Raw genomic sequence first — 25489 nt, 5'->3', positions numbered from 1 at the left:
ACCACGCCCAGGACCGCGCCGATGTGCCGCTCGCCCGACCTGCCGTGGAACCGCCTGGCCGAGCTGCCGCGCGAGCTGTGGCTGCCGGCCCTGGTGACCAGCATCGGCGACGCCGAGGCGCGGCTGCGTGACACGCGGCGCTGGCAGCAGGCGCTGGAGGCCGGCACGCTGCCACCGCCCGAGGCCGATCTGGGCGACGCCGCCGCGCTGACCCCGATGCGCGAGGCCGTCTCCCAGCTCGGCCTGCCCGGTCTGAGCCGGGGCCGCCCGGCGATGGCGCAGCAGGTGCTGCGCACGCTGCTGTGGCATCTGGACCGCATCGTCGATCACCAGCCCCGGCTGACGCGGGCCGAGGCCATCCAGGGCGCCGCGGCCGGCTTCCGGGCCGAGTGGCAGCTGGAAGGCAGCGGCTGGGACGAGCGGCTGGTGCTGCTCGACAGCCTGGGCGACCCTTCGCGGCTGAGCTGGGACGCGCTGCGCGGCCATCTGCGCTCGCGCGCCTGGCGCGAGGCCCAGCAGGCCGCGGCCTGGCTGGAACGCCTGCCGCAGCTCGCCGCGCTGATCAGCCGCCTGGGCCGTGCCGAGCGCCAGGGCGGCGCGCCGCCGCAGGAGGCCCTCGAGCCGCTGGCCGATGCGCGCGCGGCCCACGGCCTGCGGGCGGTCGAGACCCGCCTGCCCGACGCGCCCGGCGAACTCACCGGCCTGCAGCTCACCGGCCGGATCGACCGGATGCTGGCCTCCGAGGCGGTGATGCTGCGCCACCCGCTGCTGCGCCGTCTCTGGCGCGCCCGTCAGGCCGAATGCCGGCTGCTGGGCTGGCAGTCCGAGGCGGTGCTGACCGACTGGCGCCCGGACCCGGCCGCACCGCCGCGCGCCGCCCTCTCGCCGCCGGACCCGGAGCCGCTCGGCCGCGGCCCCTTCATTCTCTGCCTGGACACCTCCGGCTCGATGCGCGGCGCGCCCGAGAACATCGCCCGCGCGATCGTCATCGCCGCGATGCGCGCGGCCCATGCGGAGCGGCGCGGCTGCGTGCTGATCGCCTTCGGCGGCCCCGGCGAGGTGATCGAGCGCGAACTCGACCTGAGCCCGGGCGGCCTGCAGGCGCTGATGGACCTGATGGGCCAGGCCTTCGACGGCGGCACCGATGTGCAGACGCCGATCGAGCGTGCGGTCGAGCGGGTGCACCAGGCGCGCTGGCGCCAGGCCGATCTGCTGATCGTCACCGACGGCGAATTCGGCTGCATGCCCGCCACGCTGGCACGGCTCGACCAGGCGCGCGAGCAATTCGGCCTGCGGGTGCAGGGCGTGCTGACCGGCGACCGCGAGACCCTGGGCCTGCTCGATGTCTGCGACGACATCCACTGGGTGCGCGACTGGCGCCGCTACACCGACAACCCCGCCGCGGTCACCGAGGCCTCGCCGGTGCACAGCCGCAGCCTGACCGCGCTGTATTTCCCCAATGCGCTGTCGGGTCGGGCCGCACGACATCGCAAAGTACCCTGACGGGTATATAGAATCGCGGCCATGAACACCGCCGCCCCCTTCGCCAGCCAGACCACCGGCCGGCTGCGCATCGACACCTTCTTCGACGAGGCCACCTCGACCTTCTCGCATCTGGTGATCGACCTGGACAGCCGCCAGGCCGCGATCATCGACAGCGTGCTCGACTACGACCCGAAGTCCGGCCGCACCGGCACGCAGGGCGCCGAGCGCCTGGCCGCGCAGGTCGAGGCGCTCGGGCTGACGGTGCAGTGGCTGCTCGAGACCCATGTGCATGCCGACCACCTGTCGGCGGCGCCGTGGCTGCAGGCGCGACTGGGCGGCACGATCGCCATCGGCGCACAGATCACCACGGTGCAGAAGACCTTCGGCACGCTGTTCAATGCCGAGCCGGAGTTCGCCCGCGACGGGCGCCAGTTCGGACGGCTCTTCGCCGACGGCGACACCTTCGCGATCGGCGGCCTGCGTGCGACGGCGCTGCACACGCCCGGCCACACGCCGGCCTGCCTGACCTATGTGGTCGAGACGCCTGACGACCCGCAGGCCGCGCCGGCCGCCTTCGTCGGCGACACGCTGTTCATGCCCGACTACGGCACCGCGCGCTGCGACTTTCCCGGCGGCGACGCCGCGACGCTGTACCGCTCGATCCGGCGGGTGCTCGACCTGCCCGGCGACACCCGGCTGTTCATGTGCCACGACTACCGCCCCGGAGGGCGCGCGCTGGCGCATGTCACGACGGTGGCCGAGCAGCGCGCCGCCAATGTGCATGTGCACGAGGGCATCGCCGAGGACACCTTCGTGGCGATGCGCCGCGCACGCGACGCGACGCTGGACATGCCGGTGCTGATGCTGCCCTCGGTGCAGGTCAACATGCGCGCCGGCCACCTGCCGCCGCCGGAATCCAACGGCGTGCGCTATCTGAAAATCCCGCTCGACCGGCTCTGACATGCCGCGGTGCGGAGGTGTCTGCTAGGCTGGCCGGCAGCACTCCCGAGGAAACCCCATGCCCCAGCTCTCCGACACCGGCCTTCAGGCCGTCGCCTCGATCGCCGCGCGCCACGGCTTCAGCACGGAGGCGGTGACCGTGATGCTGCAGGCGGTGCAGGCCGGCGGCGGCACGATGGCGCAGTTCAGCCATCCCGAGTTCGGCGGCTCCGGCCAGTGGATGAGCGGCGGCATGCTGATGCTCGGCGACATGTTCAACCACGGCCTGAAGGCGCGGGTCGACGGCCTGTGTCACGAGCTGGCCACGCTGGCGGCCACCCGCGGCGACCTGTGGCAAAGCGCGCCGGCCTTCGGCGGCGGCAGCGCCTGGTGGCCGGCCGAGCTCGGCCAGCCAGCCGCCAGCGGCGCGCAGAACCAGATGCGCTACGCCTGGTTCCCGCAGGCGCGCCGCCTGGCGCTCGACAGCGGCGGCGAGGTGTGGATCTACGACACGCTCGACCACCAGATCGGCGGCTTCTCGCAGCAGCAGGGCGGCAGCGGCGGCATCGCGATGAGCAGCCAGTTCGGCCCGGTCGACCTGGCGCGGCTGCCGGTGGTGATGCGCGGCGGCCTGCCGGTCGCCCCCGCCCCGGCGCCCGCGCCCGCCCCGGCCTTCGCCCCGATGACCCAGATGGCGCCGATGTCGCCGCCCGCGGTGATGCCGACCGCCTCCGCTGGCGGCGAGGACATCCTGGCGACGATCGAGAAGCTCGGCGCGCTGCTGCAGCGCGGCCTGCTGACCGAGCAGGAATTCGCCGCGAAGAAGGCCGAACTGCTGGCGCGGCTCTGAAACCGCAATGATCCGGCGGGCAGCGGTCGCATCGCGGACGGATCTACAAGAATCGGTGCGCTGCGGGCAGAATGGGCCATGTCGCGCACCGTCATCACCACCCAAAGCTTTACCGACGCCGAGGCCGCGTTTGCGCATGCCAAGGCGATCTACGACTCCGGCATCGCGCACCTGCGCCAGTCGCTGAAGGAATTCGTCGGCGGCCGCGACGACTTCGGCGGCCGGGTGCGGGCCTGCTACCCGTTCGTGCGGGTGCGGGTCGACACCGTCGAGCGCGCCGACTCGCGGCTGGCCTACGGCTTCGTCGCCGGCCCCGGCGTGCACGAGACCACGCTGACCCGGCCGGACCTGTTCCGCTACTACTACCGCGAGCAGTTCAAGCTGCTGCTGCGCAACCACGGCGTGGCGCTGGAGGTGGGCCTGTCCAGCAAGCCGATCCCGGTGCATTTCAGCTTCGCCGAGAACGACCACATCGAAGGCACGATGACCGCGGAGCGGCGCTCGCGCCTGCGCGATCTCTTCGACCTGCCCGACCTGGCGGCGATGGATGACGGCATCGCCAACGGCACGCACGAGCCGCGCACCGGCCACGACGGCCAGATCCGCCATCCGCTGGCGCTGTTCACCGCGCCGCGGGTCGACTACTCGCTGCACCGGCTGCGCCACTACACCGGCACGCTGCCGGAGCACTTCCAGAACTATGTGCTGTTCACGAACTACCAGTTCTACATCGACGAGTTCGTGCGCCTGGGCCATGAGCTGATGGCCGACGACGCGGGCGAGTACACCGCCTTCGTCGAGCCCGGCAATGTGCTGACCCGCCGCGCCGGCCTGCCCGCCGAACCCGGCGACGAGCTGGGCGCGCCGCCGCCGCGCCTGCCGCAGATGCCGGCCTATCACCTGAAGCGCCACGGCCACAGCGGCATCACGATGGTCAACATCGGCGTCGGCCCCAGCAACGCCAAGACCATCACCGACCACATCGCCGTGCTGCGCCCGCACGCCTGGCTGATGCTTGGCCACTGCGCCGGCCTGCGCAACACCCAGCAGCTCGGCGACTATGTGCTGGCCCACGGCTATGTGCGCGAGGACCATGTGCTCGACGAGGAGCTGCCGCTGTGGGTGCCGATCCCGCCGCTGGCGGAAATCCAGGTCGCGCTGGAGAAGGCGGTGGCCGAGGTGACGCAGCTCTCCGGCTACGAGCTGAAGAAGATCATGCGCACGGGCACCGTGGCCTCGACCGACAACCGCAACTGGGAGCTGCTGCCGCATCCGGGTCCGGAGCGCCGCTTCAGCCAGAGCCGCGCGGTGGCACTGGACATGGAAAGCGCGACGATCGCCGCCAACGGGTTCCGTTTCCGGGTTCCATACGGTACCCTGCTCTGTGTTTCCGACAAGCCGCTCCACGGCGAAATCAAGCTGCCCGGCATGGCCAACCATTTCTACCGCGAGCGGGTCGACCAGCACCTGCGCATCGGCATCCGCGCGATCGAGATCCTGCGCCATCAGGGGCTCGATCATCTCCACAGCCGCAAGCTGCGCAGCTTCGACGAGGTGGCCTTCCAGTGAGGAACGGTGGAGAGGAGCGGTGACCTGAGGTGACGGGCCGGGCGCCAGGCGCCCGCCTGCGGCCACGGCAGCAGATCCATGGAACTCGATGTCCGAACGCTGATGGTCGCGTTCTCGGTGAACCTGTTCGCCGGCGCGATCGCCCTGCCGACCATCATGGGCTGGCGCCGCATCGGCGTCGCGGCCCGCCATGCGGTGCTGGCCTCCGGGCTGCAGGCCCTGGGCTGGTTCTGCCTGGTCATGTCGACGCTGGCGCGCAACGAATGGCCCGACCGGCTGCTGTCGACGCTGGCGATGGGTGCGATGTCGGCCAGCCTGGTCATGCTGTGGCGGGCGATCCGGCTGTGGACCGGCCATGACCAGCCCGGCGGGCGCAGCCTGGGCCTGATCGTGCTGTGGATGCTGACCGGCCTGATGACGCTGGGCTATGGCCTGGGTTTCAGCGACTATGCCTGGTGGGTCGGACTGGCCAACGGCGTGCTCGGACTGCAGATGCTGATGGTGGTTGGGGCGGCACTGAGCCCCTCGCCCGGCACACACCGCGGCTGGCGCGCGGTGATCGCCGCCAGCATGCTGCTGATGGCCACGCTCACCTTCTGGCGCGGCCTGCTGGGCGCCTTCTTCACCGAAAGCTATCCCTTCCTGACCGCGCCGCATCCGATCAACCAGCTCTCGGCGCTGGCCAGCAGCGTGGTGCTGCTGCTGAACTCGATGGCGCTGCTGATGGCCTACCGCGAGGAGGCCGAGCGCCAGCTGCGCGAGCAGGCGATCACCGACGGCCTGACCGGCCTGCTCAACCGCCGCGCCTGGACCGAACGCGCCGAGGCCCTGCTGGCCGATGCACGCCGCTATCAGCAGCCGCTCGGGCTGATGATGATCGACATCGACCACTTCAAGCGGGTCAACGACGACCACGGCCATGCCCGGGGCGACCAGGCGCTTCAGCTGGTGGCGCGCATGCTGCGCGAGCAGCTGCGCTCGGGCGATCTGGCCGGACGCTACGGCGGCGAGGAGTTCTGCGTGCTGCTGACCCACACCCGCGAGGGCCCGGCGCTGTCGCTCGACCAGCGCCTGCGCCAATGCCTCAGGCTGGAGTCGGAGCAGGCGCTGGGCTTCGTGCTGGAGTACAGCGCCGGCCTGGCCGCGCTCGGCGAGAACGACCGCACGCTCGACGACCTGCTGCGCCGCGCCGACGATGCGCTCTACGAAGCCAAGCGCGCAGGCCGCGCCCAGGTGGTGCTGGCCGCGCGCTGAGCCGATCCTCGGCGCCCCGGCCGGGCGACAAGCTTCTTTACCTCGGCTGCATCGGCAAGCCGTCGCCAGCTTGATAGAAATCAGGGTCCACCCTTGGCCGCGCTGCGAGCATGAATCGACATGCCGCTGCAGCCCCAGTGATGATCCTGACCGAAGAACCCTTTTCCTCGCCTCGGGCGTTCAGCCAGCCGCGCCTGCACCCTCAGACCGTGGCGCTGGCCGTGGCGCTGCTGCTGAGCGGCTGCAGCAGCCTGCCGCACCGCACGCCTGCCCCCGAGACCGCCGCCAGCGCCGCAGCCCGCACCGCAACCGATGTCGGCACGCCCGCCGCCGCGACGCTGCCCGTGCTGTCGCGCTGGTGGCAGCAGTTCGATGATCCGCAGCTCGGCGCGCTGGTCGAGGAGGCCTTGTCCGGCAATCTGGAGCTCGCCTCGGCACGGGCCCGGGTGATGCAGGCCCGCGCGCTGCGCGAGCAGGCCGCCGCCGCGCTGGCACCGCAGCTCGGCCTGGGCGCCAGCCTGACCCGCCAGCGCAGCAGCGGCAGCACGACCACCGTGCTGGCGCCGCTGCTGTCGGCCAGCTGGGAGCTCGATGCCAGCGGCCGGCTGGCCGCCACCGAGCGTGGCGCCGCCGCCGATCTGGCCGCGACCGAGGCCACGCTGCTGGCCAGCGCGCACAGCCTGGCCGGCGAGGTCGCGCTGGCGCAGGTGGCGCTGCGCGGCAACCAGGCCCGTCGGGCGCTGGTGCAGGCCAGCCTCGAGGCGCAGCAGCAGACGCTGCAGCTCACGCAGTGGCGGGCGCAGGCCGGCCTGGCCTCGACGCTGGATGTCGAGCAGGCCCGCGCCAGCCTCGAGCAGACCCGCGCGCAGCGGCCGGCCTGGGACACCGCGATCGCCCAGGGAGAACATGCGCTGGCGGTGCTGCTCGGCCTGGAGCCGAAGGCGCTGCAGGCCCGGCTCGGCCGCGACGGCCGCCTGCCCGCGCCGGGCGAGGCCCTGGCCACGCTCGACCGCCAGCTCGAGGCCGGGGTGCCGGCCGAACTGCTGCGCCGCCGCCCCGATCTGGTCGCCGCCGAGGCCACGATCAGCGCCGAGCTGGCCCGGCTCGATGCCCGCCAGGCGGCGCGCCAGCCGGACTTCGCGCTGTCGGGCACGCTGGGCTGGAGGGCGCTGACGCTGGCCGCGCTGGGCGGCAGCGGCGCGCTGGTGGCCACGCTGGCCGCCTCGGTCGACTGGCCGGTGCATGACGGCGGCCTGCTGGCCGCACAGGTCGAGGCGCAGCAGGCGGTGCTGGAACAGGCGCGGCTGAGCTGGCGCGCTGCCACGCTGACCGCCGCCCAGGATGCCGAGGACAGCCTGGCCGCGGCCGCCGGCAGCCGCGCGCAGGCCCGCGCGCTCGGGGAGGCGGTCACCGCCGCCACCCAGGCGCTGGCGCTGGCCCGCCAGCGCTACCAGGCCGGCCTGATCGACTTCACCACGCTGCTCGACGCACAGCGCACGCTGCTGGCGCTGCAGACCAGCCAGGTCGGCGCCGAGGTCGACCTGCGCCAGAACCTGATCCGCCTGTTCAAGGCCCTCGGCGGCGGGCTGTCCGCCGCCGATCTGGCGGCGCTGCCCGTGCGCGCCGCCGCCACCCGATGACCTTCCCGCCTGCTGCCATGGCCTCCGCTGAACCGAACCGCCCCCGCGCCGATGATCCGGCCGCCGTCGCCGACCTGCTGGGCAGCGCGGCGCTGCCACGTCCGTGGTGGCGCCGCCGCAGCGTCTGGATCGGCGCGGCGCTGCTGCTGGCCGCCGGCGCCGGCCTGCTCGCCTGGCAGGGCAGCCAACAGGCCCAGGCCGCGCCGCGCTTTCTCACCGAGCCGCTCGCCCGCGGCGACCTGTCGATCACCGTGACCGCCAATGGCACGCTGCAGCCGACCCGCCAGGTCACCCTCGGCTCGGAACTCTCCGGCACGATCCGCAAGGTCCATGTCGATGTCAACGACGAGGTGCGCGCCGGCCAGGTGCTGATCGAGCTCGACACCACCAAGCTCGACGACCAGATCACCCGCTCGCGTGCGACGCTGGCCTCGGCCCAGGCCGCAGTGCGCCAGGCCGAGGCGACGCTGGCCGAGCAGCGCGCCGGCCTGACGCGGCTGCAGGAGGTGTCGCGGCTGTCGGGCGGCCAGGTGCCCTCGGGCACCGAGCTGGATGCCGCCCGCGCCGCGCTGGCCCGCGCCGAGGCCGCGCTGGGCAGCGCACGCGCCAGCGTCGCCGACGCCACCGCCGCGCTGCGCATGGACGAGACCAGCCGCGCCAAGGCCGAGATCCGCTCGCCGATCGACGGCGTGGTGCTCGCCCGCTCGGCCGAGCCGGGCAATGCGGTGGCCGCCTCGCTGCAGGCGGTCACGCTGCTGACGCTGGCGCAGGACCTGCGGCAGATGAAGCTGCAGGTCAAGGTCGACGAGGCCGATGTCGGTCTGGTGCAGGCCGGCCAGCGCGCCAGCTTCAGCGTCAGCACCTGGCCGGCGCGGCGCTTTCCGGCCGAGATCGCCCGGGTGGCCTATGGCTCGACCACCACCGACAATGTCGTGACCTACACCACCGACCTGAAGGTCGACAACGCCGACCTGAGCCTGCGCCCGGGCATGACCGCCACCGCCACCATTGCCGCCACCGAGCGGCGCGGCGTGCTGACGGTGCCCAACGCCGCGCTGCGCTTCACGCCGACGACCGGCACGGCCGCCCCGGCGGCGACCGAGAGCGCCGGCCTGCTGTCGAAGCTGATGCCTCGTCCGCCCGGCGGCAACACCCCGAAGCGCAGCGGCGGCACGAAGACGGCCGAGGGCGGCCAGCGCCAGATCTGGATCCTGAAGGACGGCCGCCCGCAGCCGCTCACCGTCACCACCGGCCTGAGCGACGGCCGCCGCACCGAGGTCAGCGGCGAAGGCCTGACCGAGGGCGCGCCGGTGATCACCGGCCAGGCCAGCGCCGCCGCCGGCAGCGCACCGGGCGGTGCCCGATGAGCGCCATGAGCGCCAGCCCCTCGCCGCTGATCCGGCTGTGCGGCATCGAGAAGATCTACGGCCAGGGCCAGGCCGCCTTTCATGCGCTGCGCGGCATCGACCTCGATGTCGACGAGGGCGACTTCATCGCGGTCATGGGCCCGAGCGGCTCGGGCAAGTCGACGGTGATGAACATCCTGGGCTGCCTGGACGTGCCCAGCGCCGGCCAGTATCTGTTCCGCGGCGTGCATGTCGAGCGCTTCGACCGCGACCAGCGCGCGCGGCTGCGCCGGCAGTATCTCGGCTTCGTCTTCCAGGGCTTCAACCTGCTGGCGCGCACCTCGGCACAGGAGAATGTCGAGCTGCCGCTGCTCTACCGCGGCGAGCCGGCCGCCGCGCGCCAGAAGGCCGCACGCGAGGCGCTGGCCGCGGTCGGCCTGACCGGCTGGGAGCACCACACGCCGGCCGAGCTCTCGGGCGGCCAGCAGCAGCGGGTGGCCATCGCGCGCGCCATCGTCAGCCAGCCCACCGTGCTGCTGGCCGACGAGCCCACCGGCAACCTCGACACCGCACGCAGCCGCGAGATCATGGAACTGCTCACCGGCCTGAACCGCGAGCGCGGCATCACCGTGCTGATGGTCACCCACGAGCCGGACATGGCCGAATACGCGCGGCGCATCATCCGCTTCGTCGATGGCCGCATGGACAGCGATGTCCGCCAGACCGCGCACGCCGAGGTGCCGCGATGATCGGCAACACCCTGCTGCTGGCGATCCGCGAGATCCGCCGCAACCTGCTGCGCTCCTTCCTGACCATCCTGGGCATCGTCATCGGCGTCAGCGCCGTCATCACCATGGTCACGCTGGGCCGCGGCGCCACGCAGGCGGTGCAGGCGCAGATCGCCAGCCTGGGCACCAACCTGCTGCAGATCCGCCCGGGCCAGCGCATGGGACCGGGCGGCGGCGGCTCGGGCGCGCCCGCCTTCCGCGAGGCCGATCTGGACGCGATCGCCACCCAGATCGCCGGCGTGGCCGCAGTGGCGCCGGAGGCCCGCAGCAGCGTGACGGTGGTGGCCGGCGCGCGCAACTGGTCCACCAGCGTGACCGGCACCACCAACGCCTGGCTGCACACCGGCAACTGGACGCTCTCGGCGGGCCGCGCCTTCGAGGACACCGAGCTGCGCGCCGGCAGCGCGGTCTGCCTGATCGGCGCGACACTGCAGCGCGAGCTGTTCGCCGGCACCGATCCGCTGGGCCAGACCCTGCGCATCAAGCAGTTCTCCTGCTCGGTCGTCGGCGTGCTGGCCGCCAAGGGCCAGGCGGCGATGGGCATGGACCAGGACGACACGGTGGTGGTGCCGCTGCGCACGCTGCAGCGCCGCGTCACCGGCAGCCTGAACATCGGCACGCTGCTGGTCTCGCTCGAGGACGGCGCCGACAGCCGCGCGGTGCAGGCCAGCCTGCGCCAGCTGCTGCGCGAACGGCGCAAGCTGGGCGCGAGCGACGACGACAACTTCAACATTCTCGACACGCAGCAGCTCGCCCAGACGATGTCCGGCACCACGCAGCTGATGACCTCGCTGCTCGGCGCGGTCGCGGCGGTGAGCCTGCTGGTGGGCGGCATCGGCATCATGAACATCATGCTGGTCAGCGTGACCGAGCGCACCCGCGAGATCGGCGTGCGCCTGGCCATCGGCGCGCTGGAGCACGAGGTGCTGCTGCAGTTCCTGATCGAGGCGGTGGTGCTCTCCAGCTTCGGCGGCCTGGTGGGCATCGCGCTGGCGACCGCCGCCTCGATCGGGCTGTCCTCGCTCCTGGCCATGCCCTATGCCTTCCAGCCCGGCATCAACGGCCTGGCCTTCGTGTTCTCGGCCGCGATCGGCGTGGTGTTCGGCTATGTGCCGGCACGGCGCGCGGCACGGCTCGATCCGATCGAGGCGCTGCGACACGAATGATCCAGCCGATCCATCCGCACCGATCTTGTTCGTGAGTATTCGCCGCAGGCCGGCGCCGTGCACCGGGAAACCCGCTTCCCGGTGCATGACGCCTGATGGCAGCGCAGTTTCCGATTTTCCATCGCACCACAAGATGACATGCCGATGAAAATCGAATCAATACTGCACCGAAGCAGGGATATTCATCGTTCCCGATGCACCAGATAATCCACCACAAATAAGGGTTGACCCGAGGCGCCCGGCCCGAATAGATTGTCGACACCTGATGCATCCGGTTTTCCGGAATCCGGTTTATTCGACGGCCAATTCGACTTTTCTGGTTCCTGCGTCTCTTCTGGCGACCTCTTTCCTGCTGTCCTTGCGGCCTTCTTTCCGCTCGCTCCCATGTCCGCCGCGATCGTGGTCGCCATCGCAGCGGACCCCTCGATGTCCGGAGACGATCATGCGCAAGACCGCACCATCGGCCGACATGCCGTCGGTCCCCGTGCCGCCGGCGCCGGCCCCGATGCCGGGCAGCGGCGTGCCGCGCGAGCTGCTGATGCGCCACCCGCGCACCGGCGAGGAGCGCATCGCGCCGGTGGGCTATGCCTGGTCGGTGCTGCTGGCCGGTCCGTTCGTGCTGGCCCGGCGCGGTGACTGGTCGATGGCGCTGGCCTGCCTGCTGCTGCCGCTGCTGGGCCAGGCGCTGCTGGCACCGCAGGCCAATCGCCGCCATCTGCGCCGGCTGGTGGCACGCGGCTACCGGGCGGTGAGCACGGTCCCGGGCCGCGTCAGTCATGTGGAATGGGCGCTGGGCATGCAGATCCCGCGCTACAGCGGTCGTCGAGAGGACATCTCGCGCTTCGAGTAGGACGCCGGCCTGGCCCGATCCCGCAGCCGGCGTGAGCGGGTGCGGGTCGTTCAGGGCCGCCGTCTTCACGCGCTCGGGTCCATGGTCCTGCCGCCCGCTCCGCGCATCCTGCAGAGAAGCGCCACTGCCATGCCGCTCATCGGCACGGGGCCGGGCTCAAGTCGGCGCCCGTGACGCCGACGCGGTTCAGCGCGCCCGTCGTCCCCCGCCCGGCTCCGAGCGCAGCCCCAGCTTCTGCCCGACCGTCAGCCGCTCGTCCGACAGCACGTCGAGAAAGTCCGACAGGCTCTTGGAGCGCACGATCATGTAGCCGGTCAGCAGCAGCGAGGCCAGCAGCGTGAGCCCGAGAATCAGCAGGCGCTCGGACCAGGGGCGGTCGGCCTCGTCGAGCAGGTTCATGCCGAGAAAGCCGGTCGACAGCGTGCCGATCAGGCCGGCGATCGTCACCACCGTCAGCCGCACCACGGTGTTGGCCTGGCGGCGCAGGCTGTCGGTGTCGAGGTAGGTGTTCATCTCGCTGACGCGCTCGCGCACTTCCGGGTGCAGCGTGTCGAGCCCGAGGTGATCGGCGCACAGCCGGTGCAGCGCGCGGGTCTGGGCCTGCTCGGACAGGTCGTGAAACCAGTAGCGATGGGTGAAGCGCAGGAAGGTCTCGAAATTGCCGCGCACCGCCCGCTTGAAGCGCTTGACCGAGCTGGCGTCATGGATCTGCAGCGCATCGAGCGCCACCACCAGCCGGTCGGAGAACATCAGCAGCGCCGCCTTCTGGAAGTGCACGATCAGGAACATCAGGAAATGCTGATGGCGGAACTGCGCCAGCACGCCGCGCTCGCGGTCGACGAAGAAGCGCGAGTCCGCGCGCCCGACCACCACCAGCGCATGACCGCAGCACAGGTAGCGGGTGAAGGGCGCCGCGCCGCCGGGCCGCCAGAAGCGGTCGTAGCAGTGGCGGGCCTCGAAGTCGGCGACATGGCGCTCGGCGAAGGGCAGCTCGGCCTCGCCGTCGCTGCCCTGCCCGGCCACCAGCCCGAGGCGGATGAAGTCGGCGCGGCCGAGCGCGGCCGGATCGTCCAGCGCCAGCCAGGCCATCACCGGCATGCGGTGGTACTCGATCTGGCGCACCCGCAGCAGCGGGCCTGCGCCGTCGTCGGGCTCCTCGTCCTGCTCCGGGCGCAGCGGCTGCAGCAGCCAGCGCCAGTGCGCCGCCAGCCGCGGCGCGCGGTGCAGGCCGACGAAGTCCAGGAAGGCCTGGCGGTCGGTCGCGTCCGACGCGCACAGCGTCTGGTCTCCGGCGCCGAGCCACTCGACCTCGCTGGCGCAGTGCAGCGGCTGACCCTCGCCGTCCCAGCCCGGCGGGTAGGCGCGGCCGAAGCGGTAGAGCAGCTCCTGCACCACCGGCAGCGGCAGTTCATCGGCATGGACCTCGACATGCAGCACCACCACGTCGACATCGTGGAAGAAATAGAGATCGACATGCTCGACCGCCAGCCGCAGGGCCGGCTGGTCCGGCGCCAGGCGCAGGCGCACCGCCTGCACATCGTCGCGGCGCAGCACCCGCATCGACGAGCCGCCGCCGGTGCGCGCGCTGCCGGCGCGCGGCCCGTCGCCGTAGAGAAAGCGCTGCACATGCGGCAGGAAGGTCACGAACTCCTGGTAGTGGCGCTCGCTCGACGGGCCGTGGCGCATCTCGGCGGCCTCGCGCCACGGGCTGCCCGGGCGCTCGAGCACCGCGGCCCAGGGCTGCAGGCGCAGCCGCTCGTCCTGGCGCGGCAGCAGCTGCAGCGGCCACAGCAGGCGCTGTCGGAAGTGTCGGATCATCACGCTCATGGCCGGCATTGGACCCGGACACGCCGCCCGAGCCCATGCGGGTTGTCCACATCGCCCGGCCGGCACCGCGACGAGGGCTTCTTGCAGTTCCGGAACATCGCGATACTGGCCGGCATCATGCGCATCCTCTTCGTCCACCAGAACTTTCCCGGCCAGTACGTCCACCTCGCCCCGGCGCTCGCCCAGGCCGGCCACGAGGTGCGCGCGCTGATGCTCGAGCCCACCGCACGGCCGCTGCCCGGCGTGACCTGCACCCGCTACAGGGTGACGCGCAGCAGCACGCCGCAGATCCATCCGTGGGTGGCGGAATACGAGACCAAGGTGCTGCGCGGCGAAGGCTGCGCGCGCGCCGCGCTGGCGCTGCGCGAGCAGCACGGCTTCATGCCCGACCTGATCTGCGTGCATCCCGGCTGGGGCGAGGCGCTGTTCCTGCGCGACATCTGGCCCGAGGCGCGCCAGCTGCACTTCGTCGAATGGTTCTACGGCTGGGAGGGCCACGACGTGACCTTCGACCCGGAGTTCCCGCCGCGCGGCATCGAGGCGCGGCTGCGGCTGCGCGCGAAGAACACCCACCTGCTGCAGGGCCTGGTCGAGATGGACGCCGGCGTGTCGCCGACCGCCTGGCAGCGCTCGACGGTGCCGCCGGCCTTCCAGCACAAGATCCGCACGCTGCACGACGGCGTCGACACCGACCTGATCCGCCCCGATCCCGAGGCGGTCTTCGAGCACGGCCCGCTGCGGCTGCGCCACGGCGACGAGGTGCTGAGCTTCATCAACCGCAACTTCGAGCCCAACCGCGGCTATCACGTCTTCATGCGCGCGCTGCCGGCGCTGCTGCGCGAGCGCCCGCAGGCTCAGGTGGTGATGGTCGGCGGCAACGGCGTGTCCTACGGCGCCAGGCCGCAGGACGGCCGCAGCTGGCAGGACACGCTGCGCGAGGAGATCGCGCCGCAGCTCGACGAGGCGATGCGCGCACGCGTCCACTTCGTCGGCCGGCTGCCGCATCCGCAGCTGATGAAGCTCTACCAGGTGACCCGCGCCCATGTCTACCTGACCTACCCCTTCGTGCTGTCGTGGTCGATGCTGGAGGCGATGTCGGCCGGCGCGCTGGTGATCGGCTCGCGCACCGCGCCGGTCGAGGAGGTGATCGAGCACGGCCGCAACGGCCTGCTGGTCGACTTCTTCGACCGCGAGGGCCTGGTGCGCACGATGGCCGACGCGCTGGCCGCGCCGCCCGGCACGCATGACGCGATCCGCAGCACCGCGCGCGAGACGGTCGTGCGCCGCTACGACCTGCGCCGGGTCTGCCTGCCGGGCCAGGTGGCGCTGGTCGAGGAGATCGGGCGCGGCCCGCGGATCGCCTGATCGGTCAGCAGGACCGGCAGGATCAGCCGGCCTCGCGCATCACCTCGGCCAGGAAGTCGACCACCGCCCGGATGCGCGGCAGCCGGTCGCGCTCGGGCAGCATCACCGCCCAGACCGGCGCCCAGGTCGGATCGCGGAACGGCGCCAGCACCTCGACCAGTTCGCCGCGCGCCAGCAGCGGCGCCACCAGCAGCGTGCTGTGCCAGCCCAGGCCGAGGCCGGCGCGCACCATCTCCAGCCCGAGCCAGGTGGTGTTGGCGCTGAAGCGGCCGCTCACCGGCCAGGGCCGGCGCTCGCCCTCGATCAGGAAGGTCCAGCGGTTCAGATGTCCGGCGTTCAGGTGCGTGACGAGCGGAAAGCGCGCCAGATCGACCGGCATCTGCGGCGTGCCCAGCCGCGCCAGCAGCGCCGGCGCCGCGCAGACGATGCGCCGGAAGCGCCCGACCCGGCGCGCCACCAGCCCCTCATGGCGCAGATGGTTGGTGCGCAGCGCGACATCGAAGCCTTCGGCCGCCAGATCGACGATGCGGTCGTCGGCATGCAGCTCGATGCGCAGGTCGGGATGGCGCGCCGCCAGCGCCGGCAGGGCCGGCACGACGAAGCACTGCGCCAGCGCCGGGCTGACCGCCAGCCGCACGACGCCGCTGGCACGCTCGCGCCGCGCCGACAGCTCGTCGGCCAGATCGCCCAGCGCGGCCAGCACCTGGCGGGCGTGCTGCAGCAGCGTGCCGCCCTCCGGCGTCAGGCTCAGGCCATGGGTCGAGCGGCGCAGCAGCCGCACCCGGTAGATCGCCTCCAGCCGGTCGACCGCACGCGACACCTGCGAGGCCACGCCGTCGCGCTCGCGCGCCACCGCCGAGAACGAGCCCAGCTCGGCCACGCGCACGAACAGCGCCAGATCGGCCGGCGCGGCATGGCCGGGCGCCTCGGGCGCCAGGGCATCAGGACGGGTTTTGCTCGGCATGCAAAGGCGCTGGGCACGGATGAGGCTGTCCCCGGACAGGCATGGAACCTAGTCTAGCGCCATGTTCAACGGGAGAATTTCATGCCTCTGCTGACCCTGAGCACCTGGCCGGCGCTGACGCAGCCCGAGCAGCGCCACGCCATCGCCAGCGAGCTGACCGGCCACACCGAGCGACTGCTCGGCAAGAAGCGCGCACTGACCGCGGTCGCGGTGCTGGCCGAGCCGATCGGCTGGACGATCGGCGGCGAGCCGGTCGAGCCGCCCGGCTCCGCAGCCGAGGCCGGCCCGGCGCGCGCCACCTTCGCGCTGGAGATCCGCATCACCGCGGGCACCAGCACCGCACAGCAGAAGGCCGACTGGATCGCCGCAGCCTGGGACACATTGCGCCGCGCGCTGCCGGATGCGCTGGTCGAGGCCAGCTATGTCAGCGTGCTCGAGCTGCCGGCCGACGACTGGGGCTGGGGCGGCCGCACGCAGGCGGCACGGCTGCCCCGCTGAGGGCCTCAGCCCGCCGCGAACACCGCGTCGAGGCGGTGCTGCCACGCGCGCTTCTGGTCGGCGTCGACGAAGCTGGCCTCGAAGCTGTTGAGCGCGAGCTGGTAGGCGTGGCGGGCGGTGAGCTGCGGCTGCGCATTGAAGAGCTCGACGAAGTTCTGGTTCATGTAGCCGCCGAAGTAGGCCGGGTCGTCCGAGTTGACCATCGCGCACAGGCCGGCGTCGAGCAGCGCGCCGATGTTGTGCTGCGTCAGGTCGTCGAAGACGCACAGCTTGACGTTCGAGAGCGGGCACACCGTCAGCGGGATGCGCGCGGCCGCCAGCCGCGCCACCAGCGCCGGATCCTCCAGGCTGCGCACGCCGTGGTCGATGCGCTCGCTCTGCAGCAGGTCCAGCGCCTCGACGATGTAGGCCGGCGGGCCCTCCTCGCCGGCATGCGCCACCACATGCAGGCCCAGCTCGCGGCAGCGCGCGAAGACGCGCTCGAACTTGCTCGGCGGATGGCCCACCTCGCTGCTGTCCAGGCCGACGCCGATGAAGTGGTGCCGCCACGGCAGCGCCTCCTCCAGCGTCGCGAAGGCCTCCTCCTCGCTCAGGTGGCGCAGGAAGCACAGGATCAGCTTCGCGCTCACGCCCAGCTCGGCATGGGCGCGGTGCACCGCGTGGTTCAGGCCCTTGATGACCGTCTCGAAGGGCACGCCGCGCGCGGTGTGGGTCTGCGGGTCGAAGAAGATCTCGGCGTGCACGACATTGTCGGCGGCGGCCTTCTCGAGGTAGGCCCAGGCCATGTCGAAGAAGTCCTCCTCCTTCAGCAGCACGCTGGCGCCGGCGTAGTAGATGTCGAGAAAGCTCTGCAGGTCGGTGAAGGCGTAGGCGGCGCGCAGCGCCTCGACATCCGCATAGGGCAGCGTCACGCCGTTGCGCTGCGCGAGCCGGAAGATCAGCTCGGGCTCGAGCGAGCCCTCGATGTGGATGTGCAGCTCCGCCTTGGGCATCAGGCGCAGCAGCGCGGGCAGCCGCTCCGGCGCGATCGCGTCGAGGCGGGCGGGCGTCATTCCGGCAAGCAGGGCGGCGGTCATGATGAATGGAACTCCAGGGGTCTGAGGGAAGACCCCATTATCCGCAGCCGCGATGCGGATGGCTGCTCAGCGTGCGCCGCCGGGCAGCAGCCGATCCGCCGGCTCGATGCGGGCGCCGGGCTCGAGCTCCTGCGCGATCTGGGTGCACACCGCGCGGCACAGCGTCGCCACCCGCTCGCTCTGGAGCCGGTAGTAGATCTGGGTGCTGTCTCGCCGCCGCGCCAGGATGCCGGCGCGGTAGAGCGTCGACAGGTGCTGGGACATGTTCGGCTGCGTCGTCTCGATCTCGGCCAGCAGCTGGGAGACGTTCTTCTCGTTGTGGCAAAGCGCCCGGATGATCTTCAGCCGGATCGGGGTGGACAGCAGCGAGAACAGCTCGGCAGCCGACTCGTAGATGTTGTCGGTGTCCGCTTCACGGTCCATGTCGAAAGCTCTGGGTCAGGTTCGGATGCTTTCGATTCTATTCGTACATACGGATAAATGCACGTATTCCCGAACCGATGCCGCATCAGCGCGATGCCGGTCGCGCCGCCTGCCGCCACCCGGCCCGGTAGTGGTCACGATGCAGCACCGCCGCGATCGCCGACACCTCCTCGGGAAACAGGCCGAGATTGAGCTCGGTATTGCATTGCTCGACCATGCCGCGCAGCGTGCCGGGCGTCGTGATCCGGCCCTGAGGCCGGTAGATCGCACTGCCGTCGCCGCCCACCCGCCGGACATGGCACTCGGCGCAGCGGTGCTCCCGGATCAGCCGCTCGCCCAGCGCCAGATCGGCGCCGACGAAGATCTCGGGCAGCGCCTCGGAGGCCTGCGCGGGCAGCGGCAGGCTCAGACCGAGGCCCAGCCACAGCGCCGCGCCGGACCGGCGCACGAAGGCCGTCATCATGTGCGCCCCCCCCGCCTAGCGGGCGCCGGCGAGAATCCATTCGGCCAGCGTGCGGGCATCGGCCTCGCTCAGCGCGGCCTGGGCAGGCATCGGCACCGGACCCCACTTGCCCGAGCCCCCCTTGCGGATGCTGGCCGCCAGCGTCGCGGCAGCCTCCTTCTGGTCGGCGTACTTCTTGGCGACCTCCTGGTAGGCGGGACCGACCAGCTTCTTGTCGACGGCATGGCAGGCCATGCAGGCATTCTTCTTCGCCATGTCGAGACTGGCCTGGGCCGCGGTCGGTGCGGCCAGAATCATCAGGGCGGGCATCAGGACGGACAGGATTCGCGACATCGGATCGACCCTCTGGCCAGCGCAGCTGGCAATGGAAGCAGGAAGAAAGAGAACGAGAAAGAAACAGGCAGGCAGGCAGGCAGGCAGGCAGGCAAGTGCGTCAGCGCGGGAAATACATGCGACTGCGCTCGAGCCGGTAGGTCCAGGGCAGGCCGGCGTTCTTCCAGCCGTTGACGCTGCGGCGCCCTTGCGGCGACATGTCGCCCTCGAAGCCGTCGACCACCGAATGGACCCGGGTGAAGCCGGCCTCGGCCAGCCGGTTGGCGGCACGGCTGGAGCGATCGCCGGAGCGGCAGATCAGCACGACCGCATCGGTGCGCACCAGGCCACGCTCGGCCAGCCGGCGCTCCACCTCCGGCACGAAATCCTGCAACGGCTCGAGCCGGTAGATGCGGCGCTGCTCGTCCCAGTCGGTCATCAGCTCCTGATGCTCGACATAGGGCACCAGCGCATCGACGGATTCGGCCATGCCGACATACATCGCCTCGGCACGGGTGCGCACATCCAGGAACAGCACCCGTCCGCCCTGGGCGGCCAGAAAGGCAGGCACGTCGGCGGCCATCATGTAGAGACCGGCGCGGGTGCGCTTGACCTCGGGCAGCGTGGCCGCATCGATGGCCGGCTGGGCCTGCACCGCGCCGGCCAGCAGCATCAGCCCGAGCATCGCCGTCGCCAGCCAGCGCCCTGGCCGCTGCCGGGCGGCTGCGCGCGGGATCAGGCCGTCACAGCGGACCGCATCATCAGGACGGAAACAGGCGTGCATCTGAACTGGACCTCAAACCATCTAAATATCATTATTCACTGATGCAATGAGGTCTGGCATCCGGGTTCACCCGCGGGCCCAGCGCAGCAGCCCCTGCACATCGGCGTCGGCCATCTCGCCCGGGATCAGCTCGCGCAGCACGCTCTCGCGGTCGATCACGCAGGTCATCGGCATCACCCGGCGGGCGTTCAGCCACTGGCGCAGCGCCTGGGCCTCGAGCGTGACCGGCAGCGCCAGCTCCTCGCGAGCGACATGCGCAGCAACGGCGGTGGCATCGCGGTCGTAGGCGGCCGCGAGCACCGTCAGCGGCAGCGAGCGCGCCCGCACCTCGCGCGCGAGCCGATCGATGCGGCGGTTGTGGCGATGGCAGTAGGGGCAGTCGATCGAGAACAGCACCAGCACCACCGCACGGTCTCGCAGATCGGCCGCGACCAGCCGACGGCCGTCCAGCAGCGTCACCCCGGGCCAGTCCACCCGCTGCCCGATCGCGACCGGCCCGGGAGGTGATGCCGCCGCCCGGGCCGCCGCCGGCTGCAGCCCGGCCAGCACGGGCACCACGGGCACCAGCAGAGGGGCAGGCAGGCAGGCCAGCAACGCTCGGCGCGGGCGAAGGGGCTCGTCGCGGACTGCGTCACTCGGTGAAAACACTATATTCTTATTTGCTGATATAAAGGGCACCATACATTTCCTTCCTGCCATTGAACAGGGCCCCTTCGCGTCGATCGCCCAGGAGAACCCGATGAACACCGACCTCTGCGTCCGCAGCCGACCCGCCGGGCTGCTGCTGTGCGCCATCCTGCTGTCCAGCGCCGCCACCGTCCAGGCCCGCGATGCCAAGGCCTTGCACATGCGCTCGCTGGCGGCCACCTGCGCCCAGTGCCATGGCACCGACGGCCATGCCGTCGAGGGCCAGCCGCTGATCCGTCTGGCCGGCCTGCCCGAAGAACACCTGCTGAGCCAGCTGATGGCCTTCCGGTCCGGCCAGCGTCCGGCCACCATCATGCATCAGATCACCCGGGGCTACTCGCAGGAGCAGCTCGAGTCGCTGGCGAAGTATTTCGCCGCACAGAAGCCCTGAAGCCGGCAGGAGAGACACATCCATGCAACGCAGACATCTCCTGCAAGGCCTGCTGGCCAGCGGCGCCGGCGCCCTCGGACTGAGCGGCTGCGCCTCGGTTGCGGGCAGCGCGGGCGCCGGCAAGGCGCGCGTGCTCGTCGTGGGCGGCGGCTACGGCGGCGCGACCGTCTCGAAGTACATCCGGCTGCTGTCGGACCAGTCGATCGACGTGATGATGGTCGAGCCGAACCGCCAGTTCGTGTCCTGCCCGGTCTCCAACCTGGTGATCGGCGGCCAGCGCACGATGGACGACATCACCCGCTCCTACGCGCAGCTGTCGGCGCGCCACGGCGTGCGGGTGGTGCATGACATGGTGACCGGGGTCGACCCGGTGCGAAAGACGGCCACGCTGGCCGGCGGCCAGGTCGTCGGCTACGACAAGCTGGTGATGTCGCCCGGCATCGACTTCATGTGGGACCAGACCGAGGGCCTGAAGAGCGCGCATGAGGCCGGTCGCATCCTGCACGCCTGGAAGGCCGGCCCCGAGACGATGGCGCTGCGCCGCCAGCTCGAGGCCATGCCCGACGGCGGCACCTATGCGATCACGATTCCCGAGGCGCCCTACCGCTGCCCGCCCGGCCCGTACGAGCGGGCCAGCGTGATCGCGGCCTATTTCAAGAAGGCCAAGCCCCGTTCCAAGATCCTGATCATCGACGGCAACCCGGATGTCACCTCCAAGGGTCCGCTGTTCAAGAAGGCCTGGAAGGAGCTCTACGGCGACATGGTCGAATACCGGCCCGAGCACAAGGTCGCCGGCGTCGACGCACGCACGAACACCGTGCGCTTCGATGTCCAGGACGATGTGAAGGCCGACGTGCTCAATGTGCTGCCGGTCATGCGGGCCGGCGCCCTGGCGGTGCAGACCGGTCTGGCCAATGCCAACGGCCGCTGGTGCCATGTGAACTTCCTGAACTTCGAGTCGACCGCCGCCAAGGACATCCATGTCATCGGCGACGCGATCCAGATCGCCCAGGGCATGCCCAAGTCCGGCCACATGGCCAACTCGCATGCCAAGGTCTGCGCCGCGGCCATCGTCGCCGAGCTGCAGGGCATGGAGATCAATCCGCACCCGATGCTGACGAATGTCTGCATGAGCTATGTCGACGACACCCATGTGATCCACGTCGCCAGCGTGCACGAGTACCAGGCGCCGAAGAAGAGCTTCTTCACCATCGGCGGCTCGGGCGGCGTGTCCGATGTGCGCTCCGATCTGGAGGGGCACTACGCGGAAGGCTGGGCGCAGAACATCTGGTCCGACATTCTCGGCTGACCCAGATCAAGTTCGGCCGAGCGGCCGAACTGCATCATCGCCGTCTTATATCAGTCAGATCCGATATTGGCATGACGGAGGCGGCGGTGATCGAAGCGCTGATGGCCCGGCTGGGCGAGATGTGGACCGTGACGCTGGCCGGCACGGTCGTCGGGCTGCTGTTCGGCTTCTTCGCGCACCGCTCGCGCTTCTGCATGCGCTCGGCGGTGATCGAGTTCGGCCGCGGCACCCGGGAGGGCAAGCTCACCGTCTGGCTGTTCACCTTCTCGACCGCGGTGCTGCTGACGCAGGGCTTCATCCAGCTCGGCTGGCTGGATGTCAGCACCTCGCGCCAGCTCAGCCAGCGCGGCAGCCTGTCGGGCGCGCTGATCGGCGGCGCGATGTTCGGTGTCGGCATGGTGCTGGCGCGCGGCTGCTCGAGCCGGCTGCTGGTGCTGGCGGCACAGGGCAATCTGCGCGCGCTGCTGTCCGGCCTGGTGTTCGCGGTGACGGCGCAGTCGGCGCTGTCGGGGCTGCTGTCGCCGCTGCGCACGACGATCGCCGGCTGGTGGACGGTCGAGGGCGGCGCAGCGCGCGACCTGCTCGCGCTGACCGGCGTCAGTCACGGCGGTGCGCTGCTGTTCGGCGCGGTGTGGCTGGTCGCGGCGCTGGTCTGGGCGCGGCGCCAGCAGGTGCGCTTCTGGGGCGGGTTCGGTGCCGTCGGCGTCGGCGTGATGGTGGCGTCGGCGTGGCTGCTGACCTGGAAGATCTCCAGCCAGGCCTTCGACCTGGTCGTGCCGGTGCAGAGCCTGTCGTTCACCGGCCCGGCCGCCGACATGCTGATGCTGGTGCTGTCGCCGCCAGGACAGCCGCTCAAGTTCGACCTCGGCCTGGTGCCCGGCGTGGCCGCCGGCGCCTTCCTGTCGGCGCTGCTGTGGCGCGAGCTGAAGCTGGAGGGCTTCCAGGGCGGCCAGGCGATGCGGCGCTACATCGTCGGCGCGATCCTGATGGGCTTCGGCGGCATGCTGGCCGGCGGCTGCGCGGTCGGCGCGGGCGTGTCGGGCGCGGCGGTGTTCACGCTGACCTCGTGGGTGACGCTGTCGGCGATCTGGGGCGCGGCAATGCTGACCGACCGCCTGATCGACCAGCCCAAGGAAGCGGTGCAGCAAGCCGCCGCCGAACCGACGAGCCCGCACGCGGATCCGGAACTGAGCGCCAGCTACGCACGCCCCTGAGCGCACGCCCCGGAAGCCGAGGCGCCGGGCGCATGAATTCAGGGCTTGATGTAGGCGTGGCCCTGCAGCTGCAGCCTGGTCAGCCGCACGACGCCCGAGGGCGTGAAGTCCGCCTCCGGGATGAACTGCTCGCGCTTGAGGTTGCGGTTCTTCAGCGTGATCTCGCAGACCTCGAACTTCACGCCGCGGTTCTTCAGGGCCGCCACGGTCGCCTCGAACGGCGACTCGTTGCGGTCCTTCATCCCCTCCAGCAGGAAATCGACACCGAAGGCATGCGTCACCACGGTGATCTGCGCCGTCGGGTCGGTGTCGAGGTGGTTGCGGATGTTGCGCAGCGTCGCCAGCGCCTGGCTCTGCGTGTCGTTGACGTGGTAGACCACCTTGTCCTGCGCCGCGGCGGCCAGACTGGCCAGCGACAGCACGACGGCGGCAACGGCGAAGCGGAACGTCGACATCGGCAACTCCTCGGTATCAGCGGTACAGGCAGCGGTACGGGCAGCAGCAGGGGCTGGAATCGGTTCTAGCCGGCCATGCCCGGATTGCCGGCCACGCCGACCAGCTTCGGGGCATTGACGCTGCGCGCCTTCACCCGCCCGCCCTGCCCCTTCAGCCAGGTCTCGACGACATCCCACACCGGCTTGTTGCCGGCCTTGGCGGCATCCTCGGCCACCGGCGCCCAGCCGGCGACGTTGTAGCTCTTGCCGGCCTCGACCGGCTTGCCCTTCAGGCGCATGTCGCTGATGCGGCTGCCGGCCTTCTCGCCCGGCGTGATGGTGTACTGCAGCCCGCCGACACGCACCATGTCGCCGCCCTGCTGGTAATACGGGTCGGGATTGAAGAGGTTGTCGGCCACATCCTCGAGCACGGTCTTGAGCGTCTCGCCGCTCATCTGCGTGACCGTCGCGTAGGGATAGGTGATGGCGAGCTGGTCCATCATCAGCTCGCGCGTGATCGTGTCGCCCGGCAGCAGGCTGGTGCCCCAGCGGAAGCCCGGCGAGAAGGCGATCTCGGCGCCCTGCACCTCCATCAGCGCGTCGCAGATCAGCTGGTCCCACGAACCGTTGAAGTTGCCGCGGCGGTACAGCAGGCCGTCGGTGACGCCGAGCTTTTCCGACAGCTTGGCCTCGTAGGGCGCGCGGATCTTGGCGATCAGCGCGTCCATCGCCGGATCCGCCTGGATCTGGTTGGCGAAGACCGGCAGCAGGCGGTAGCGGAAGTCGACCACCTTGCCGCCCTTGACGTCGAAGTCCATGACGCCGAGGAACTTGGTGTTCGAGCCGGCATTGGTCACCAGCGTCTTGCCGCCCGCATTGCTCACCGGCACCGCCACCGGCACGCCGTCATGGGTGTGGCCGCCGAAGATGGCGTCGATGCCGCGCACGCGGCTGGCCATCTTCAGGTCGACGTCCATGCCGTTGTGGCTGATGACGACGACGACCTGCGCGCCCTTGCCGCGGGCCTCGTCGACCATCGCCTGCATGTTCTCGTCCTGGATGCCGAAGGCCCAGTCGGCGACCATGTAGCGCGGGTTGGCGATCGGCGTGTAGGGAAACGCCTGGCCGATGATGGCGCAGGGCACGCCGTTGATCTCGCGGATCACGTAGGGCTTGAAGACCGGGTCGCCGAAGTCGTTGGTCTTGACGTTCTGCGCGACGAAGTCGAGCTTGCCGGCGAAGTCGCCCTCGACGATCTGCTTCACCCGCTCCATGCCGTAGGTGAACTCCCAGTGGCCGGTCATCACGTCGACGCCGAGCAGCTTGCAGGCGTCGACCATGTCCTGCGCGTTCGTCCACAGCGAGGTGGCCGAGCCCTGCCAGGTGTCACCGCCGTCCAGCAGCAGCGCGCCCGGGCGGCTGGCCTTGAGCTGCTTGACCAGCGTGGCCAGATGCGCAAAGCCGCCGACCTTGCCGTAGCGGCGCGCCGCCTTCTCGAAGTCGAGAAAGGTGTAGCCGTGCGCCAGCGCGGTGCCGGGGCGCACGCCGATGTGTTTCAGCAGGTGCTCGCCGACGAGGTGCGGCAGCTGGCCCTGCATCGAACCGATGCCGAGATTGACGCTGGGCTCGCGGAAGTGGATCGGCTTCAACTGCGCATGGCAGTCGGTCATGTGCAGGAAGCTGACGTTGCCGAAGCGCGGCAGCTCGTACAGGCCGGCCTGGGCGATGGCGGCATCCGCCTCGGCCCAGCGGCCCAGGCCCATGCCGGCCACCGATGCGGCGCCGAGCACCTGCATGAAATCGCGTTTGGAGAGGCTCATGAATCCGTGGTCATCCGTGGTCAGTGAAGGTCGAT

The 25489-nt window shown here is 71.0% G+C and carries 26 protein-coding genes; 15 read left to right on the top strand and 11 right to left on the bottom strand.

Annotated elements, in window-relative coordinates; translation table 11 throughout:
• Window positions 1–21: 21 nt before the first annotated feature.
• From HZU84_RS04050 to HZU84_RS04010, 9 genes are all read left to right on the top strand, one after another.
• The gene (locus tag HZU84_RS04050; protein ID WP_149502426.1) at window positions 22–1503 is read left to right on the top strand and encodes a VWA domain-containing protein; all 1482 of its coding nucleotides are present in this window, start codon (window positions 22–24) and stop codon (window positions 1501–1503) included.
• Between the two features lie 21 nt (window positions 1504–1524).
• Complete coding sequence (locus tag HZU84_RS04045) at window positions 1525–2445, top strand: MBL fold metallo-hydrolase (RefSeq protein WP_149502425.1); 921 nt, start codon at window positions 1525–1527, stop codon at window positions 2443–2445.
• A gap of 58 nt (window positions 2446–2503) precedes the next feature.
• A complete protein-coding gene (locus HZU84_RS04040) occupies window positions 2504–3274 on the top strand; it encodes an SHOCT domain-containing protein (RefSeq protein WP_149502424.1) in 771 nt (256 codons plus the stop codon).
• 78 nt (window positions 3275–3352) lie between these two features.
• Window positions 3353–4843: an AMP nucleosidase gene (locus HZU84_RS04035; protein WP_149502423.1), complete on the top strand. Its 1491-nt coding sequence runs from the start codon at window positions 3353–3355 to the stop codon at window positions 4841–4843.
• Window positions 4844–4921: 78 nt separating this feature from the next.
• Window positions 4922–6097 carry a GGDEF domain-containing protein gene (locus HZU84_RS04030; RefSeq protein ID WP_149502422.1) on the top strand — a complete coding sequence of 392 codons (1176 nt, stop codon included), beginning with the start codon at window positions 4922–4924 and terminating at the stop codon, window positions 6095–6097.
• 140 nt (window positions 6098–6237) lie between these two features.
• Window positions 6238–7737 (top strand): efflux transporter outer membrane subunit, encoded by a 1500-nt coding sequence (locus tag HZU84_RS04025; RefSeq protein WP_180692782.1) that lies wholly within the window; start codon window positions 6238–6240, stop codon window positions 7735–7737.
• Between the two features lie 17 nt (window positions 7738–7754).
• Entirely contained in the window at window positions 7755–9104 is a 1350-nt protein-coding gene (locus HZU84_RS04020; RefSeq protein WP_149502420.1) for an efflux RND transporter periplasmic adaptor subunit, read from the top strand.
• Between the two features lie 5 nt (window positions 9105–9109).
• Window positions 9110–9832, top strand: a complete 723-nt coding sequence (locus HZU84_RS04015) for an ABC transporter ATP-binding protein (RefSeq protein ID WP_149505119.1) — start codon at window positions 9110–9112, stop codon at window positions 9830–9832.
• Window positions 9829–11037, top strand: coding sequence for an ABC transporter permease (locus HZU84_RS04010; RefSeq protein WP_149502419.1), 1209 nt, complete (start codon window positions 9829–9831; stop codon window positions 11035–11037). Before HZU84_RS04015 ends, HZU84_RS04010 begins: the two co-directional genes overlap by 4 nt.
• Window positions 11038–11219: 182 nt before the next feature.
• On the opposite strand, the gene HZU84_RS04005 is transcribed toward HZU84_RS04010, so the two are convergent.
• Entirely contained in the window at window positions 11220–11447 is a 228-nt protein-coding gene (locus tag HZU84_RS04005; protein WP_149502418.1) for a hypothetical protein, read from the bottom strand.
• 32 nt (window positions 11448–11479) lie between these two features.
• On the opposite strand from HZU84_RS04005, the gene HZU84_RS04000 reads away from it, so the two are divergent.
• Window positions 11480–11887 carry a hypothetical protein gene (locus HZU84_RS04000; protein WP_149502417.1) on the top strand — a complete coding sequence of 136 codons (408 nt, stop codon included), beginning with the start codon at window positions 11480–11482 and terminating at the stop codon, window positions 11885–11887.
• Between the two features lie 186 nt (window positions 11888–12073).
• On the opposite strand, the gene HZU84_RS03995 is transcribed toward HZU84_RS04000, so the two are convergent.
• Window positions 12074–13714, bottom strand: coding sequence for a hypothetical protein (locus HZU84_RS03995; RefSeq protein WP_310734033.1), 1641 nt, complete (start codon window positions 13712–13714; stop codon window positions 12074–12076).
• 42 nt (window positions 13715–13756) lie between these two features.
• Here HZU84_RS03995 and HZU84_RS03990 point away from each other — a divergent pair, with 42 nt between their 5' ends.
• Window positions 13757–15079 carry a glycosyltransferase gene (locus tag HZU84_RS03990; protein WP_257644508.1) on the top strand — a complete coding sequence of 441 codons (1323 nt, stop codon included), beginning with the start codon at window positions 13757–13759 and terminating at the stop codon, window positions 15077–15079.
• Window positions 15080–15101: 22 nt separating this feature from the next.
• Here HZU84_RS03990 and HZU84_RS03985 read toward each other — a convergent pair whose 3' ends face one another.
• The gene (locus HZU84_RS03985; protein ID WP_149502415.1) at window positions 15102–16043 is read right to left on the bottom strand and encodes a LysR family transcriptional regulator; all 942 of its coding nucleotides are present in this window, start codon (window positions 16041–16043) and stop codon (window positions 15102–15104) included.
• An 81-nt stretch (window positions 16044–16124) separates the two neighbouring features.
• Here HZU84_RS03985 and HZU84_RS03980 point away from each other — a divergent pair, with 81 nt between their 5' ends.
• A complete protein-coding gene (locus HZU84_RS03980; RefSeq protein WP_149502414.1) occupies window positions 16125–16541 on the top strand; it encodes a tautomerase family protein in 417 nt (138 codons plus the stop codon).
• Window positions 16542–16546: 5 nt separating this feature from the next.
• Here HZU84_RS03980 and HZU84_RS03975 read toward each other — a convergent pair whose 3' ends face one another.
• The 6 genes from HZU84_RS03975 to HZU84_RS03950 form a co-directional block, all read right to left on the bottom strand.
• A complete protein-coding gene (locus HZU84_RS03975) occupies window positions 16547–17617 on the bottom strand; it encodes an adenosine deaminase (protein WP_149502413.1) in 1071 nt (356 codons plus the stop codon).
• Window positions 17618–17683: 66 nt separating this feature from the next.
• The gene (locus tag HZU84_RS03970) at window positions 17684–18040 is read right to left on the bottom strand and encodes an ArsR/SmtB family transcription factor (RefSeq protein ID WP_149502412.1); all 357 of its coding nucleotides are present in this window, start codon (window positions 18038–18040) and stop codon (window positions 17684–17686) included.
• Between the two features lie 85 nt (window positions 18041–18125).
• Window positions 18126–18500 carry a hypothetical protein gene (locus tag HZU84_RS03965; RefSeq protein WP_257644507.1) on the bottom strand — a complete coding sequence of 125 codons (375 nt, stop codon included), beginning with the start codon at window positions 18498–18500 and terminating at the stop codon, window positions 18126–18128.
• A gap of 18 nt (window positions 18501–18518) precedes the next feature.
• Window positions 18519–18812 (bottom strand): c-type cytochrome, encoded by a 294-nt coding sequence (locus HZU84_RS03960; RefSeq protein WP_244954396.1) that lies wholly within the window; start codon window positions 18810–18812, stop codon window positions 18519–18521.
• Window positions 18813–18936: 124 nt separating this feature from the next.
• Window positions 18937–19500: a rhodanese-like domain-containing protein gene (locus tag HZU84_RS03955; protein WP_149505116.1), complete on the bottom strand. Its 564-nt coding sequence runs from the start codon at window positions 19498–19500 to the stop codon at window positions 18937–18939.
• 165 nt (window positions 19501–19665) lie between these two features.
• Window positions 19666–20163, bottom strand: a complete 498-nt coding sequence (locus HZU84_RS03950) for a TlpA disulfide reductase family protein (RefSeq protein WP_180692781.1) — start codon at window positions 20161–20163, stop codon at window positions 19666–19668.
• A 175-nt stretch (window positions 20164–20338) separates the two neighbouring features.
• On the opposite strand from HZU84_RS03950, the gene HZU84_RS03945 reads away from it, so the two are divergent.
• The 3 genes from HZU84_RS03945 (at window position 20339) to HZU84_RS03935 (ending at window position 23200) form a co-directional block, all read left to right on the top strand.
• The gene (locus tag HZU84_RS03945; protein WP_149502409.1) at window positions 20339–20677 is read left to right on the top strand and encodes a c-type cytochrome; all 339 of its coding nucleotides are present in this window, start codon (window positions 20339–20341) and stop codon (window positions 20675–20677) included.
• A 22-nt stretch (window positions 20678–20699) separates the two neighbouring features.
• Entirely contained in the window at window positions 20700–21986 is a 1287-nt protein-coding gene (locus tag HZU84_RS03940) for an NAD(P)/FAD-dependent oxidoreductase (RefSeq protein ID WP_149502408.1), read from the top strand.
• 71 nt (window positions 21987–22057) lie between these two features.
• Window positions 22058–23200, top strand: coding sequence for a YeeE/YedE family protein (locus HZU84_RS03935; protein ID WP_149502407.1), 1143 nt, complete (start codon window positions 22058–22060; stop codon window positions 23198–23200).
• Window positions 23201–23238: 38 nt separating this feature from the next.
• Here the strand turns inward: HZU84_RS03935 and HZU84_RS03930 are convergent, their stop codons facing one another.
• A complete protein-coding gene (locus tag HZU84_RS03930) occupies window positions 23239–23655 on the bottom strand; it encodes a DsrE family protein (RefSeq protein ID WP_149502406.1) in 417 nt (138 codons plus the stop codon).
• 65 nt (window positions 23656–23720) lie between these two features.
• Window positions 23721–25454 carry a thiosulfohydrolase SoxB gene (soxB, locus tag HZU84_RS03925; protein WP_149502405.1) on the bottom strand — a complete coding sequence of 578 codons (1734 nt, stop codon included), beginning with the start codon at window positions 25452–25454 and terminating at the stop codon, window positions 23721–23723.
• Window positions 25455–25489 lie beyond the last annotated feature (35 nt).

This window comes from Sphaerotilus sulfidivorans, from assembly GCF_013426975.1.
Taxonomy (GTDB): Bacteria; Pseudomonadota; Gammaproteobacteria; order Burkholderiales; family Burkholderiaceae_C; genus Sphaerotilus; species Sphaerotilus sulfidivorans.
Note: the sequence above shows the minus strand (reverse complement) of the source record. Positions and strands in the feature narration are given on the sequence as shown.